This is a genomic window from Sulfurimonas sp. NWX367 (assembly GCF_039667065.1).
GTDB classification, from domain to species: Bacteria; Campylobacterota; Campylobacteria; order Campylobacterales; family Sulfurimonadaceae; genus Sulfurimonas; species Sulfurimonas hydrogeniphila.
In genome coordinates, this window is sequence record NZ_JALCZM010000005.1 from 1 (window position 1) to 14662 (window position 14662).

20 protein-coding genes, 1 tRNA gene and 1 rRNA gene are annotated in these 14662 nt (G+C 34.6%); 5 read left to right on the forward strand and 17 right to left on the reverse strand.

Going from position 1 to position 14662, the window contains the following annotated elements:
- A 5S ribosomal RNA gene (gene rrf, locus MNY28_RS11545) occupies positions 1-108 on the forward strand; the annotation flags it as partial.
- Here rrf and aat read toward each other — a convergent pair.
- From aat to MNY28_RS11565, 4 genes are read right to left on the reverse strand one after another with little or no spacing between them, the layout of a single operon-like run.
- Entirely contained in the window at positions 104-796 is a 693-nt protein-coding gene (aat, locus tag MNY28_RS11550; protein ID WP_346389926.1) for a leucyl/phenylalanyl-tRNA--protein transferase, read from the reverse strand. The genes rrf and aat overlap by 5 nt on opposite strands.
- Positions 796-2973, reverse strand: a complete 2178-nt coding sequence (gene clpA / locus MNY28_RS11555) for an ATP-dependent Clp protease ATP-binding subunit ClpA (protein WP_346389927.1) — start codon at positions 2971-2973, stop codon at positions 796-798. The genes aat and clpA overlap by 1 nt, the downstream gene beginning before the upstream one ends.
- Before the next feature lies 1 nt (position 2974).
- Positions 2975-3274, reverse strand: coding sequence for an ATP-dependent Clp protease adaptor ClpS (locus tag MNY28_RS11560; RefSeq protein ID WP_151899622.1), 300 nt, complete (start codon positions 3272-3274; stop codon positions 2975-2977).
- Between the two features lie 5 nt (positions 3275-3279).
- Positions 3280-4515 (reverse strand): aminotransferase class I/II-fold pyridoxal phosphate-dependent enzyme, encoded by a 1236-nt coding sequence (locus tag MNY28_RS11565; RefSeq protein ID WP_346389928.1) that lies wholly within the window; start codon positions 4513-4515, stop codon positions 3280-3282.
- A gap of 120 nt (positions 4516-4635) precedes the next feature.
- Between MNY28_RS11565 and MNY28_RS11570 the strand changes: the two genes are divergently transcribed.
- The 4 genes from MNY28_RS11570 (at position 4636) to MNY28_RS11585 (ending at position 5714) form a co-directional block, all read left to right on the forward strand.
- Positions 4636-4863, forward strand: a complete 228-nt coding sequence (locus tag MNY28_RS11570) for a hypothetical protein (RefSeq protein WP_151899624.1) — start codon at positions 4636-4638, stop codon at positions 4861-4863.
- A 7-nt stretch (positions 4864-4870) separates the two neighbouring features.
- On the forward strand, positions 4871-5089 hold the full coding sequence (locus MNY28_RS11575) for a hypothetical protein (RefSeq protein ID WP_151899625.1): 219 nt from the start codon (positions 4871-4873) through the stop codon (positions 5087-5089).
- A gap of 66 nt (positions 5090-5155) precedes the next feature.
- Positions 5156-5232 (forward strand) — tRNA-Arg (locus MNY28_RS11580).
- Positions 5233-5408: 176 nt separating this feature from the next.
- Complete coding sequence (locus tag MNY28_RS11585) at positions 5409-5714, forward strand: hypothetical protein (RefSeq protein ID WP_346389929.1); 306 nt, start codon at positions 5409-5411, stop codon at positions 5712-5714.
- A gap of 59 nt (positions 5715-5773) precedes the next feature.
- Here MNY28_RS11585 and MNY28_RS11590 read toward each other — a convergent pair whose 3' ends face one another.
- The 13 genes from MNY28_RS11590 to MNY28_RS11650 form a co-directional block, all read right to left on the reverse strand.
- On the reverse strand, positions 5774-6901 hold the full coding sequence (locus MNY28_RS11590) for a hypothetical protein (RefSeq protein WP_346389930.1): 1128 nt from the start codon (positions 6899-6901) through the stop codon (positions 5774-5776).
- Positions 6894-8009 (reverse strand): AAA family ATPase, encoded by a 1116-nt coding sequence (locus tag MNY28_RS11595; protein ID WP_346389931.1) that lies wholly within the window; start codon positions 8007-8009, stop codon positions 6894-6896. Before MNY28_RS11595 ends, MNY28_RS11590 begins: the two co-directional genes overlap by 8 nt.
- A gap of 214 nt (positions 8010-8223) precedes the next feature.
- Positions 8224-8580 (reverse strand): hypothetical protein, encoded by a 357-nt coding sequence (locus MNY28_RS11600; RefSeq protein WP_151899651.1) that lies wholly within the window; start codon positions 8578-8580, stop codon positions 8224-8226.
- A complete protein-coding gene (locus MNY28_RS11605; RefSeq protein WP_151899652.1) occupies positions 8577-8912 on the reverse strand; it encodes a hypothetical protein in 336 nt (111 codons plus the stop codon). The genes MNY28_RS11600 and MNY28_RS11605 overlap by 4 nt, the downstream gene beginning before the upstream one ends.
- Positions 8909-9481, reverse strand: coding sequence for a hypothetical protein (locus MNY28_RS11610; RefSeq protein ID WP_346389932.1), 573 nt, complete (start codon positions 9479-9481; stop codon positions 8909-8911). The genes MNY28_RS11605 and MNY28_RS11610 overlap by 4 nt, the downstream gene beginning before the upstream one ends.
- Complete coding sequence (locus tag MNY28_RS11615) at positions 9462-9833, reverse strand: hypothetical protein (RefSeq protein ID WP_346389933.1); 372 nt, start codon at positions 9831-9833, stop codon at positions 9462-9464. The genes MNY28_RS11610 and MNY28_RS11615 overlap by 20 nt, the downstream gene beginning before the upstream one ends.
- A 1-nt stretch (position 9834) precedes the next feature.
- Positions 9835-10080 carry a hypothetical protein gene (locus tag MNY28_RS11620; RefSeq protein WP_151899655.1) on the reverse strand — a complete coding sequence of 82 codons (246 nt, stop codon included), beginning with the start codon at positions 10078-10080 and terminating at the stop codon, positions 9835-9837.
- Positions 10081-10091: 11 nt separating this feature from the next.
- A complete protein-coding gene (locus tag MNY28_RS11625) occupies positions 10092-10316 on the reverse strand; it encodes a hypothetical protein (RefSeq protein WP_151899656.1) in 225 nt (74 codons plus the stop codon).
- Positions 10309-10542, reverse strand: coding sequence for a hypothetical protein (locus MNY28_RS11630; RefSeq protein ID WP_346389934.1), 234 nt, complete (start codon positions 10540-10542; stop codon positions 10309-10311). The genes MNY28_RS11625 and MNY28_RS11630 overlap by 8 nt, the downstream gene beginning before the upstream one ends.
- A 70-nt stretch (positions 10543-10612) precedes the next feature.
- Entirely contained in the window at positions 10613-10921 is a 309-nt protein-coding gene (locus MNY28_RS11635; protein WP_346389935.1) for a hypothetical protein, read from the reverse strand.
- 68 nt (positions 10922-10989) lie between these two features.
- The gene (locus MNY28_RS11640) at positions 10990-11571 is read right to left on the reverse strand and encodes a DUF1848 family protein (protein WP_346389936.1); all 582 of its coding nucleotides are present in this window, start codon (positions 11569-11571) and stop codon (positions 10990-10992) included.
- Positions 11572-11709: 138 nt separating this feature from the next.
- The gene (locus MNY28_RS11645; RefSeq protein ID WP_346389937.1) at positions 11710-12903 is read right to left on the reverse strand and encodes an AAA family ATPase; all 1194 of its coding nucleotides are present in this window, start codon (positions 12901-12903) and stop codon (positions 11710-11712) included.
- Positions 12904-13041: 138 nt separating this feature from the next.
- Positions 13042-14163 carry an ATP-binding protein gene (locus MNY28_RS11650; RefSeq protein ID WP_346389938.1) on the reverse strand — a complete coding sequence of 374 codons (1122 nt, stop codon included), beginning with the start codon at positions 14161-14163 and terminating at the stop codon, positions 13042-13044.
- Positions 14164-14662 lie beyond the last annotated feature (499 nt).

The following is a 14662-nucleotide window of genomic DNA, read 5'->3' on the forward strand; positions in this document are numbered from 1 at the left end:
CTATAGAGAGAGGGAAACGCCTGGCCCCATTCCGAACCCAGAAGCTAAGCCTCTCATCGCTGATAATACTGCAGGTTTCACTTGTGGGAATGTAGGTCGCTGCCTAGTTGATCAGATTTTTATTAACAATCCATTCATTTTTTACAATATCCATATTTACTTTATACAAACGTTCAAGATAATAATCTCTTGAAACTTCTTTTGCTCCTAATGATTTAAGATGTGGTGTCGGTACCTGACAGTCAATAAAATCATATCCCCATACTTTTAAATGTTTTACCAATACCGCATATGCAGCTTTTGACGCATCACTGACTTCTGCAAACATTGATTCTCCACAAAACACTTTTCCTATTGTCAATCCATACAACCCGCCTACCAGTTTGCCATCGAGATAACTTTCAACTGAGTGAGCTATACCCATGCCGTGCAAAACATTGAATGATTCTGCCAGATCTTTATTTATCCATGTACCATTTTGATCTTTTCTTGCAACAGAAGCACATTTATGCACAACTTCTTGAAATCTGCTATCAAATGCATATTCGAACTTTTTCAATTTTTTTTTCAATGAACGTCTTAATTTAAAGTCATCAAGCTCCATAATAAGACGCGGATTCGTTGACCACCACAGTATCGGGTCTTGCTGCGAGTACCAGGGGAAAATACCATTTTGGTATGCTTTTAATAATCTAGAGGGATTTAAATCTCCTCCCCATGCTACTATACCTTCTTTGTTCGCATCATGGGGATCAGGAAAGGAGAGTGAATAATTGTCAAGCTGCGGCAAATACATTAAGCTTCTTCGTATACATTCTCTAAAGTGTCATTTTGTATTATCACTTCTACTTTTCCGCCATTTTTAAGTTTTCCGAATAAAATTTCATCACTGAGTTTATCGGTAATATTATTTTTAATATACCTTTTAAGCGGTCTGGCTCCCATTTCCGGTGAATAGGTTTTTTCAGCAATAAATTTTATAACTTTATCGGAAACAGTTACAATTATTTTTTTCTTTTTTAACTCTTTATTGAGTTCTGCTATGAATTTTTGTACAATTTTTTCGACTATTTCATGACTCAATTGCCCAAATTCTATAATAGCATCTAATCTATTTCTGAATTCCGGAGTAAAAAATGATTTTAGTTCTTCGTTTTTGGAAATAGATTCATCTTTATTGAATCCCATTACATTTCTGGCTTGAGCTCCTATATTTGATGTCATTATCAGTATAACATTCTGAAAATCGGCTTTGTAGCCATTATTGTCAGTGAGTGTTGCGCTGTCCATTATTTGAAGTAAAATATTTATAAGTTCAGGGTGTGCCTTTTCTATTTCATCAAGCAGTAAAACTGTATAAGGATGCTTTTTGATGGCTTCTGTCAGCAATCCTCCCTGCTCATACCCTACATAACCAGGAGGTGCTCCTACCAAACGGCTGAGAGCATGTTTCTCCATATATTCGCTCATATCAAATTTTTCAAAATTGATCCCTAAAATTTCACTTAATGCAATTGCCAGTTCGGTTTTTCCAACACCTGTCGGTCCTGAAAACAAAAATGATGCTATGGGTTTATTTGGAGGTGTTAGTCCGGCTTTTGATATTTTAATGGCTTTTGTCACCATCTCTACAGCTTTTTCCTGACCAATAACTCTTTGTCTGAGTTTATCTTCTAAATGTTGCAAAGATGCCGTTTCATTATTAGATATTTTTGAATTACTGATACCCACAATGGATGCTATAGTTTTTTGAATATCATTTGCGGTTACTTTTTCTTTTTTTCTTTTTTGAAGATGAAATGATGCTGCTGTTTCATCAATTAAATCTATGGCAATATCTGGTAAAAATTTGTCAGTAATGTAGCGTTTAGAGAGATCCACTGCTGTTTTTAATGCCTTGTTTGTATATTGCACAGAATGGTGTTTTTCATATTTGCCTTGAAGTCCCTTGAGAATGAGATAGCTTGTTTTTTTCGATGGTTCATTAACATCTATTTTGGAAAATCTTCTGCTGAGTGCCTTGTCTTTTTCAAACCCGTTTCTGTATTCTGCAAAAGTTGTAGCTCCCATACATTTTATTTCGCCTGAAGCAAGAGCAGGCTTGAGTTGATTGGCTGCATCCATTGTTCCGCTCGTGCTTCCTGCTCCTATAAGTGTATGAATCTCATCTATAAATAAAATTGCTTTAGGTTCACGTTTGAGTTCATCCATAACACCCTTAAGGCGTTTTTCAAAGTCTCCTCTGTACTTTGTTCCTGCAAGCAATGCCCCTAAATCAAGCGCATAAAGATTGGAGTCTTTGATTATGTCAGGAACATCATTCGCTGCAATACGCAGAGCCAGTCCTTCTGCTATTGCTGTCTTTCCAACGCCCGGTTCACCTACAAGTACAGGGTTGTTTTTCTTTCTTCTGCAGAGTATCTGTGTGACTCTTTGAATTTCATTATCTCTGCCTATTACAGGGTCAATTTTTCCTTCTTTGGCTTTTTCTATAAGGTTTATTGTGTATTTTCGTAAATTAGACTCTTTTTCTTCTTCATCCTGGTCTGTGTCAGGATGTGAAATTACTTCCAATATATCCAGTTTTGTTATTTGGTATTTATTGAGCAAAGCATAGGCAAATGTATGTTTCTCTTCAAAAAGAGTTGCCAAAAGATCCCCTATATCCGCATTCGTTTGACCGGATGACTGAACATGGCGCACCATCTTATCAATCAAACGGGAAAGCGCTACGCTTTCATAAGGGTCCTGTATTATATCGGCAGGAAGTGTTTCCATATTTTTTTTGATGTATTCGCCAAGTTCTTCTTTCATTTTTGACACATTCCCGCCACATGTTTCTACAATTGATGCGCCCTCATCCGAACTTAACAAAAGGTAAAATATATGCTCAATTGTCAGGTATTCATGGTGGAGCTGTTTTGCAAATATTACAGATTTTTGAAATATATCATTGAGTGATGAGCTTATCATGTTATTCTTCCTCCATTGTGGCTTTTAGGGGAAAGCCGTTGTCTTTCGCTTTGCGACGTACTTGCTTAAGCTTTGTCTCTGCGATTTCATATGTGTAAACACCACACAAACCTCTGTTTTTTTTATGTACTTCAAGCATAATATCCTGCGCTTCTTCATATGTTTTATGAAAAATTTCCATGAGAATATCGACTACAAAATCCATAGGCGTATAATCATCATTGAGTAAAAATACAAAATATTTTTTTGGATATTTCAGTATTGTCTGTTCATCTATTTCTAAGTCTGTTTTTGTTGCCATTTTTTCTACTTTGCTGCTTGAATAAAATCATTTATAATTTCTACCGGGTTTTCAAGTCCGATAGAAATTCTAATAAGACCGTCGGTAATTCCAAGAAATTCTCTGGTTTTTTCGTCAAAATCACTGTATATAGTTGATGCCATATGCAGGGCGAGTGTTCTTGAATCGCCTATGTTTGCAGTAATTGTTGCTATTTTTGTTTTACGTAAAAAGTCGTATGCACGCTCTTTGCTTTGCATATCAATTGTCAAAAGGGTTCCGCATCCATATTGAAAATCTTCTTTATACCGTGCATGGTGAGGATGAGACTGAATACACGGATGGTTTACCGCTATACCATGTTTGGCAAGTTCCAGGGCCACTGTTTCAACACTTTTGACTATTCTTGGAAGTCGGAGTGCCAGTGTTTCGAGTCCGAGTAACGTTTGATAGCTGGCATGTGCATTTGCGCTCATTCCCAAGTCTCGTAAAGCCCGTTTTTTTGCATTAGGTATGAGAGCTGTTTTCCCCGCTCCTTTGATAAACTTTTCAAGGAATGCGTAACGTTCTGTCTTAAATTTGTCAGCATTTTCATGTATGGCGCGAAAAACCACACAACCGCCTAGTGCAGAGGAATTTCCAGAGATGATTTTCGTAGTTGAATAAACCGTGATGTCAGCACCAAGAGCCAAGGGCGAAACACTTAAGGGAGTAATAGTGTTGTCAACGATGAGCGCTACATTTGATTCATTCGCAATTGCAGCGATTCTTTTAATATCAGGAAGCCTCATATTCGGATTACCGACACTTTCTAAAAAAATTATTTTTGTATTTTTGTTTATGGCATTTTCTATGTTGTCAAATTCGTCAACATCAAAAAAGTGAGTTTTTATACCAAATCTGCTGAGAGTTTCATCAAACAGTGCGTATGTCCCGCCAAACAATCCGCCTATGCTAATGATTTCATCTCCTTGAGAAAGCAGGGACATTACGGCAAGAGATGTCGCTCCCATCCCTGAGCTTGTTGCAACAGCTCCAATACCACCATCCATCTCTGCCATGATTGATTCAAGTTTTGCTGTTGTTGGGTTGCCCATTCTTGAATAGAGAGGCTTTTTTACACTGCCATTGAAAATCCCTTCTGCTGTTTCCGGACTTCCATAAGAAAAAGAAGCTGAGGATACTATACTCGGAGAGACCGCTCCTTCTTTACTTCCGATACTTTGTACAAATTTTGTGCAGTAGTCTTCAAATTTATTCATATTTCATGCCTTTTAATTATCTATAAATTATAGCAAATTAGAGATAATATTTATCCTATGTACTTTAATTATGTTAGAATTCTAAAGAAGAAATTTATTAATTAATATTAGGAAACGCAAATGGATAATCAAACAGCTTTGAATAAACTCAGTGAAAAAGTTTCAAGTATTCTTGAAAAATATCATACGCTCATAGATGAAAATGAGAAGATGCGAAATGAAATCGTGACACTCAAAGCAGATTGTGCATTGAAAAATCAGGAAATTGAAAGACTGCATGAAGAAAATGCTCAAAAAGATATAGAAATAGAAGAAATTGTAAATAAAATCGAAAGTATTTTAGGTTAATAATATAATGAGTAAAAAAATTGGACTACATATCGGAGGCCGCAGATTTGATGTTGATGTGGAAGATAAATTTGCCAATTTTTTACAGAAACAGATGATGAAAGATTTTAACATGGAAGGAAACAATGATATTAAAGTTTTACTCCAGGCATATGTACGAAAAAACCATGAATTGTATTTGCAAAATCAAAAAGTAGAAGAAATATTAGTAAAAATTGAAGATTAGACACTGTTTTATAATTATATAAGTTATAAGTGATATAATTTCAGCCTCTCAATCAGAGAATGGTGTGCGCTCGTAGCTCAGCTGGATAGAGCACTGGTTTGCGGTACCAGCGGTCACATGTTCGAATCATGTCGGGCGCACCATACTTAAACTTCCTCACCTATTTAACCAATAAATTTTAATGGTATGTTATTCAGTATAACTCTTCTCAAATAAAAATAACACTTGATGTCAGAATTGGCATAAGAATTTATTAATTGACAAAACTTGTCCATCTAATTTCCTATAATCTTTACACTTCAAAAAAAGGAACAAGAAGATGAAAAAAATAATAATAGGTGCAGTTTTGGCATCAACAATGGCATTGGCAGGTAGTTACACTTTAGCTCCAGATGGTAGTTATGTTAGCGGGGATACTGCAACTTTAGCTCCTGACGGCACATATGTAGGCGGTAATAGTGCAACACTAACTCCAAATGGTTCTTATGTAGGGGGTTCGAGCAGTACTATGACGCCAAATGGTAATTATGTAGGTGGATCAACAAGCACTTTGGCCCCTGATCGCTCTTATGTTGGTGGTAACACTGCAACTTTGGCGCCTGACGGTTCTTATGTAGGGCAATGATTTTTAGCATAGCTTTTATTGCTATGCTCATGTAAAAGTTCTTTGCATGCAAAAATAAGCTATCGTTGCGGCACCCAATTTTCTTTCACATCACCAAACTCTTCTTCTTTATCAGGATGCAGAAATTTTTTTACCATCTGCTCAATATATCTATCCATTTTTTGGTACTCTTGTGCAAACTCTTCATGTGAAACATACTTGACAAGAGGTTCTTGTTTGTAACGATGGGTGATTATTTTCATCTGCTGTGCCTCTTGAATATACTCATCATAGCTGCTTATAACTTCAAAGCCTTCTTTTAATAGCTCTTTATTATGTAATGTGTCAATTGTATATACTGTTTCTGAATATTTTATCTTGATATAACCACGGGAGATAAGCTTGTCTATAGATGCTGGAAGTACATCTAATTCCCTTTTTGCATAATTAAACTCTTTGAGTTTTGGTAAGTGGCAAAGTTCTTCTGGTATCTTTGTAAGAGAGTCGCACACAAAAACTTCTAAGTTTTTTAGATTTGCTATCTCTGATGGCAGTTTTTTTATTTTTGTATCATGCATAGTTAAATCTTTTAGATTTTTTAAACTACACAATGAGACTGGAAAATTTACAAAAGGGATTCTACACAAACTTACCTCTTCAAGCTCCGGGAATTGTTTGATAAAATCTAATATACAAAGCCTTTTAAAAGACTGTATAATGAGCTTTTTAAGGTTATGCAGCGGTTTTTGCGATATTGGCAAAATCTCAAGGTCTAAGCAATTCTCTAAAACAAGCATTTCCAAACCTGGTATCTCTACAAGACAAAGCGGCAAAGATTTAACATGAGTACAGGCAGCTATAACAAACTCTTTTAAATTTGTTAATTGTCCAATCTCTTCGGGAATCATTTTTAATTTCAGTGAAATGAGCTTTAAACTCTGCAGCTTTTTCAATCTTGTAATTTCAAGAGGCAGAGCTTCCAATAGATAAACAGTATCTATAGTGAGATCTTTGAGGTTTTGCAGATACTCTATCTCTGGTGCTATAAAGCCGTCTAATTTTTTTGATGCTTCAAAGCTGATCTTTAAAGTTTCAAGTGAGAGCAGTTCCTCTTTACTCTTGCCTATGAGGTCATCTATTTTATACTCGTCTGCCCATGTTAAAAGCTTCTCTGTCCAAGTTTGTTCGTTGTGTGATGTCTCATTCATAAAATTGCTCTTTGTTGTATCTAATGGTATGTGTTGTATTTCCGGGATTTGGCGCTAAAAAGAGTGCCTCTGCAAAAAGTTTTTTAAGAATTTGCCGAATGGAGCGAACGCCCAGATCACTTTTTGATGCATACTCGGCTATTGCATGAATAACTTTATCCTCTATCTCAACATAATCTCCATGAAAATTAATTTTGTTAATAAACTCCTGAAGTGGTGATGCGGCACTTTGCGTTAAAATCTTGTAATAATCCTCTTGCGTGAGCGGATAGAGATTTACGATTGTATGCATTCTTCCAAGCAATTCCTTTGGAACATCTTCTTCATAAAGATCTTCAAGGCTAACCCCTTTGCGTTTTTTATTGCCAGGGGTATCATTGTTATGTAGAAATCCCATATTTTTGCCTGAATTGTTCTGCTCTTTTTTATCAAGTATCCATTGAAAGGCACCGCCTAAGATAAACTGCATTTTATATGTAGAGAGTGCAGTGGCTTCACTGCCACTATGCAGGTCCTGTTTAGGAATATTTACTGTGGTACCCTCTATAAATCGTAAAAGCTGATGAGAAACTTCCGAACCGTATTCATCATTGTCCGGATGAAACAGTTTGTCCATCTCATCGAAAAAAACAACACAATGCTCTGCTTTTTTTAAGTCATTTTCTGCTTTTTGCAGTATATCAGCCGCGAGTTTTCCTATATTGTACCCAACTATCCCTTCTGAAACCATGCTTGATGTATCTACATGTATATAGACAGTATCTATGAGTTTGCACGCTTCTTGCACTATAAAAGTTTTTCCTGATCCAGTCGGACCTATGAGCATAACAGGTCCACTTGAATCTGTCCCGTTTGCATCAAGATAGTACATTTTGAGGCTATGGTAGTAGAGTGCTACAGCTATCTCTTTTTTTGCATCATCTTGTGCAATGACAAGCTTGTTAAGATGTTGCAGTATAGATTCCGGAGTGTGTTGTATCACTTGACTTGTTGTTTGAGATGTTCTTATAATGGTAGTCCCTGGATTTTTTTTGGCATACTCTTGTGCAGAGAGCGGATTAGAAAAATAAATTGATTCGCCAACAACTTGAAAACACGCATTGTTCATTCTTTGCCCCTCTGTCATAAATTCTAAAAAGTATAACAACAATAATGGACACATTATGTCTTTTTTGTTGATTTGAAATTTTTAGAATCAATAAAAGAGCTGATACAATAACTATTTACAAATAGCATCCTTTATCGCATCATAGCTCTCAAGCGCAGCATCTCTGCTTACCTCTGTAATTGTGAATTTTTCCTTTTGCATTGTTTTATTCCTTTTATTTTTCGATAAGAAAAACGGTAATGCCATACTCTTTGGCAATGAGTTTTAATCGCTTTAAATAACGACGCTCTTTTTCTCTATTGATAATGAATCCTACTGCAGGTTTTTTCCCTGTCATTTTTGCATAGTAAAGTGACTGTCCTATGCTCTCTGCCCATTTTTTTGCAAAATCTACCTCTATGGCATACTCAGGTGTTAAACAATCAACCCGTGTTCTGTCTTTGAGGGTGTATTCCATAATACCATCCATCTTCTTACAAAGTTTAGTTTGGTAGTAGCGCTCATGATGCACCTGTGTATCTGCACAGCCAATAAACAACCATGAAAATATGACAACAGCAATAAGCTTCATATTTTCTTCCTAAGTGAGAGTTGTTGGATCTTCTCCTCTAAAGCTTTTTCTTGCTGCTCTTTTTTATACTCCTTCCACTCCGTTTCAATCTCATTGATAAGTTCTCTTTTTATAGCGGCTGTTGCCACTACAACTTTTGGTGCATTCTTTATAGCACAACCGGTTGCACTGAGTGTAAGCTTTGTTAGTGATGCCCCAAAACGAAAGAGACTCTTAGCAACATCTCTTTTCTTTTTTTTCTCATCAACCATGTTTTCCAGGCACTTTGCAAAATCTGAAAAAGTTCCTTCTGCTTTTGAAAGCAACACTTCGCAATCACTTCTGTTTTTCATGACAAATCTCCTATAAACGGGAATGGTTCATCAAGCATCACACAGCATTGGGTCTCTTTTTGAAGCCTTTGTATAAGGTCACTCTCATAAAGAGTTGTTTGTGTCATCTGAAGATAGAGCAGATTTTTTAACTCCAACAACTCGTTAGGAAGCTCTTGTAAAACATGGAGGTTTCTGATATCTAAAATCTCTAATTTTTGAAGATTTTTAATATCTGCAGGAATTTTCTCTATGGGATTGCCTCCTGCAATATGATTTCCGAGTGTCAGCTCTTTGAGATTACCCATGCTCCAAACCCACTGCGGAACTTCTTCTATATAGTTTCCAGCCAAATTGATATGTTCTAAAGTTGTGAGGTAGCTCAATGCAGATGGCATTTCTATTAGCAATGAGTAGCTTAAGTCCAACTCTTTGATGGTGTATAAATCTTCAATGCCCCAAGCAATAATCCCTTTTTTTAACCAAAGGTCATATTGATATTTACTGCCGCCTTGAAGGGATCTTTCATAGAGTGCCTGATCAAGATCTTTGAAAAAATCGATTATTATTTCATATGATTTCGTTATCATGTTTTGCCTTTACATATTTTTCCATGATCTGTTCACTCTGCGTGAGTAACTTTTCCTTTGAGAGCAAATGCCCTTTTTTGGAATCGGTTTTTTTTTCTTTTGAGAAAGGTTGTGAAGCCATAGTGAAAATCCGGATAATTTTTAAAACTATCAGCCACAAAAGAGCAAATACAATCACCCATTTAATGAGCAACATAAAATATGCCACACTCTCTTGTGAGACACTTATGAGGTCATTCATAATCAGACTCACAAGGAGCAATACAACGCCATAAAGTATGAGTATGCCGATATGACTTTTTGTTTTTCTGTAAAAGTTCGCCAAATAGAGATATTTTAATATTCGTAACATCTCACACCCCCGCTATCAATGAAATAGCCACAGCAAATGCAGCTCCCACACCAAAACCTTTGAGGGATGTCTGCATATCTTTTACCTGAGCTGCTACAAGTGTCTCTATATCCTCATCACTCACTTCATCAATCTCAATCCCTTTTTCTTGAAGCTTGTTTTCTACTTCCATATAGGCTTTTTCTCGCAGAAGTGTCTCTAAACTCTTTTTCCCTTTGCTATAAAGTTTTTGTGTTTTTTCCAGCATTGCCAACTCCTTTATATACCAGTAACTAGGCTAATCAAAATCCCAATTCCAATCCCAGCACCCACTTTTTTGCTGTCACTTTTTAGAATTTTTATCTCATCGGCTATAAGCTCTTTAAACTCCTCTTCATCTAATAAAGTATAGTCAACTCCCTGTTTTTGAAGTTTTTTGATGATATTTTGGCGAGCAAACTTTTTGATTTCTTTGTCAAAGGTTTGTTTCGTTTGATTAAACATGAGCTTCTCCTTTTGGAACAATGGTGATGAGCGTATTTGCTCTATAGATTGCTTTGTAGTTTTCAAATCCGGGAAGAACAAATGGTTTTGCATAGGATGAAACCACAACATTTTGAAGCAGTTTTTCCAAGTATCTTATAGAAAAATTTACATCTCTGTATGTATAAGTGGATTTTCGCATGACTCTTTCTAAAAACCGTTGTGCTGCGTGTACTGTAACTTTCATCTGCTATCCTTTTTGTTTTTGATAGTAGCAGTATATGAAATGTTATGGTCGTATTATGTCTATGTTTTATTTATTTTAAAGAAGATTCTGAATATAGAATTTTGCACCCATTTTTTTGAAGAGTTTTTAACCAAGATTTTTGTTCAGCATTCAACTCTAAATTAGGATTATCACTTAGAGATAGCCATTTTAATTTTTGAAGTTTTTTAATTTCTTTTGAAATTGTAGTTAGTTTATTATCTGACAATATAAGTTCTTCGATATTTTTAAAATTAAATAAATTTGCATTAAGTTCACTTAGATTGGCATTGGATAAATCACATTTATTTGTATGTATAAATTCTAAAATTTTTTGGTTGTGAATTTCATTGATAGACATAAAAACCTCCTTTTTATTTGTATAATTATAAAGGAAGCGATAGACAAGTATTGTCTCTTTGGAACTATTTAAACTAAATTATGCTCTTGAAGGTCTTCTATAAGTAGAGTAAGTGTCAAACGAACTGCAAAACTAAACACCAACTTCTCGGTATAGTTATAAATCTGATCACCTATATTTTTCACTCTTCTTAAAAGCTCCGCTACATCTATTTCTGTTGTAAGTAGAAGTGGGTCATACCGCCATACAACTCTTTTTTTACCAAGTCTCTTAGAGAGTTCTATAAATGTTTTGATTCTATTTTCTACATTTGGTACTTTTGCTTCATAACCCTCTTTGTCATAATCGTTTAAAGAGTATTGAAAATAGTAGTTAGGAATGTTTGCATCAAGATAATCAAGATACTTAAACATAGGACGAGGATTTTTTGTCCAAAACACTACAAGGCGAGTATTTGCAAAAGAGACATACAAAGGCTTGTTGTTAAATGGATTTGTCCACTTCAAATACCCAGCTTCCCATCTAGAAACAAACCAGTCAGCATAAAAGGTTGGTATATCAGTAGCACGACTAGCGGAGATAATAACAGGTGCTTGTGCTTCTGTTGTTGTACCATTTTCTAGTATTATTTTTTGTTTTTTCCATTGCATAATGTATTCTACCTTTTTTTCTTAAGAAAGTGCTTTATATGTTTAAATGGAGCAATTCGTTGTATTGTTTTAGAAATAATATGAAAAATGTTAGACTTATTTTGTCTATAAATTATCTTTTATAGATTAAAGAGCATCTTAGTATAAAAACCCAAACAACCATATGGGTACTCTGTTTCCACTACCCACTTCTATATCATCGGCTACGATAAAAGAGTTTGGTATATCCTTTATCTGTTTGTATTTTTTGTTTTTACCACCCACTTCCAAAGTGTATTTTTCATCTACAAGCAAATCACCTTTTTTTGCTGCTTGGATGGTGTGAGCTTGGCTCAACATACTTGCGACAAAAACCTCTCTGAGTGTGCCTGTGTTGTTATGGCTGCAGTAGGCATAATGTAAGTTTGTATTGTTTAGGTAGATTTTATCTGGTTTGACAAAGATGTTATCCCCTTTTGATGCAGGTTTTAAAGTGGTAAATATTTTTGCACGACTGAGATACTCTATAAACCTGTAAAGCCCTTTGTAGTTGTCTTTCATATCCATTTTTGCTAAAAGCTCTTTGATGTTTGGAGTGTATGGGTGTGATTCACAGAGGAGTCGTACTAATTTTTTTAGATTTTGTACACTGCTGTAGTCTATAGGAAAAATGGAAGGGATGTCCACTTCTATAACGGTATTTATTGTCTCATTGAGTCTGATGAGATAATCCTCTTTATCTTCAAAGTAAAAGGGATAGTAGCCACTTTTGATATACTCTCTAAAAAGTAGTGTGAGATTGAATTTTTGTAAAAGTTTGTACGCTATATCTATATGATTTGTCAAAATATCTTCAAGTGCAAACGCGGGGAGTTCGATGCCTTTTTCTAGCTCTACAAACTCTCTAAAACTTAAACCATACACACTGTAAAGTCTTGCCCGTCTGCTAAGGTCTGCTTTTGCATTATTTATACTTAATGCACTGCTTCCACTAAAGATAACTTTGAGATTTAACAAGTCATAAATCTTTTTTAACTCTATCTCAAAGTTTTTATATTTGTGTATCTCATCGATGATGAGCACTTCACCTTCCTCTTTACTAAAAGAGTTGGCTACTTCAAACAGGGATGGAATGGTTATGATATCTGCACTGATGTAGAGTTTTTTAGAAAATGGCAAATCAAGCTCTTTGAGGTACTGCAAGAGGTAAGTAGTCTTCCCAACCCCTCTAGCCCCTACAATACCAACAAGCTTTTTATTAAGATTTATAGTTTTATGAAAATATCTTTTATATGTGAAGTTGTTATTTTCAAAAAGTTTTCGCTGATACTCTCTAAGTTCATCCAACTGCATCTGAGAACCTTTTTTTGTTTTATTGTATCTAAATTGGACTTATAAACCTAATTTAGTTATATTTTTTTGGAAATGTTTATCTAAATCAATCTCATATATTTCTTTTAATAATGCTATTTCTTCTTTCATTTTACTCTCTCAACCTATCGTTTCTAACCAATACTTCATAAATGGATCTACAAGGTAGTACCTGTCATCTTTTTTATCGCATATATCTTTTTTTAAAAGTGCTTCAAGTGTACTTTTTAGTGTTGTTGCACTGAAATTAAACTCTTGCAGATGATCGTTGCTATAGAGATTAAGCCCATCAACATGAACGATGTATTTTAATGTATTTTTTTGATTTGGAGTTAAACTTGACCAGATAAAACTATATAAATCATACTCTCTTTGTATGATCAGCTCTAAACTCTGCTTTAAAATATCATCATCTACATTTTGAGATGTTTTTTCCCATATCATCGACATTATCTGTTGCATATAGTATGGAAAACCATCTGTTATATCAAAGACTTGTTTTATGTATCTTTTTTCTATCTCTTTGTTAGTCTGTTTAAATTTATTCTCTATAAAAACTATCCACTCATCTAATTTTATCTGCTCTATATGAAAATGTTTTACAGATTTGTAAAAGGCTCTTGAATTGTCGCTAAACATCTGGTTCAGTATGGACTTTTTGCTACCACTAAATATATACGAAACTTCTCTTGAGTGTGATTGTAAGATGGTTCTTAGCTTTTTTTCAAACTTTAATTGCTCTATCTCTTGAAATTCATCAAAGATTACTACTACTTTTTTATTAAACTTTTTAGCATATATTGATGGTAAGTTCAAAACATCTTCTAAAGTTTGATTTTGCTCTTTTTTACTAATTGAAAGAGAGTAGGAGATATTACCCGTCTCATTTATACTCATAGTAACATTTGGTCTTATGTTTAATACCTCTTTTATATTTCGTAAAGCTTTTTGGGTGTTGTTTTCAAAACTATTGATTATGAGATTAAAATATTTTTGTATAAACTCATCTATGCTCGATACACTAAAAAGGTCTATAAAAATAACCTTATAATCTTTTTGCTTATCTAATTTATGTTTCAATTTTTTTAGAAGCGATGTTTTACCAAATCTTCTTGGAGCATAAAGTAAAAGATTTTGCCCACTAGATACATCTTGTGCTAACTCCTGCAACTCTTGAACTCTATTGCAAAAATCATCATCATATACTTCATTCCCATAGTAAAATGGATTGGGTGTTTTCATATTAGACCTTTTAATATTATAGTAATTAGTATTATACCTTTTAGTATAATTTAAGTCAAATAAAAAGTTTTCTTTGATACTCTCTAAGTTTATCTAACGTATCTGAAAATTTATGATTCAGATACCCATTTTTTTTATTAAATCAATATCTCTTGCACTAAAATATTCAAAACATCCTTAAATGCAACAGCAGCAGTCTCAGATGCATACTGACTTGTTTGAGGTTCTTGAACCAGTACAGCTATTGTATAACTTTTTTTATTTCCATTAACAAATCCGACAAAGGAGCAATTCCTGACTTCCGCGATAAGGCACACATTTTCAATTTTCAAAAATATCAAGGATTTGCTTCTGAATCGGTGATGGATTTATAGGCAGTAATTCATCATCAATTTTTAAAGCTGTAATATGTTCAATAATTTTTCTTAGTAATTTCTGCGAGAACTTAAATCTGACATCATGCAACTTTAATCTTCTTTCAAACTCTTTGTAAACTGCA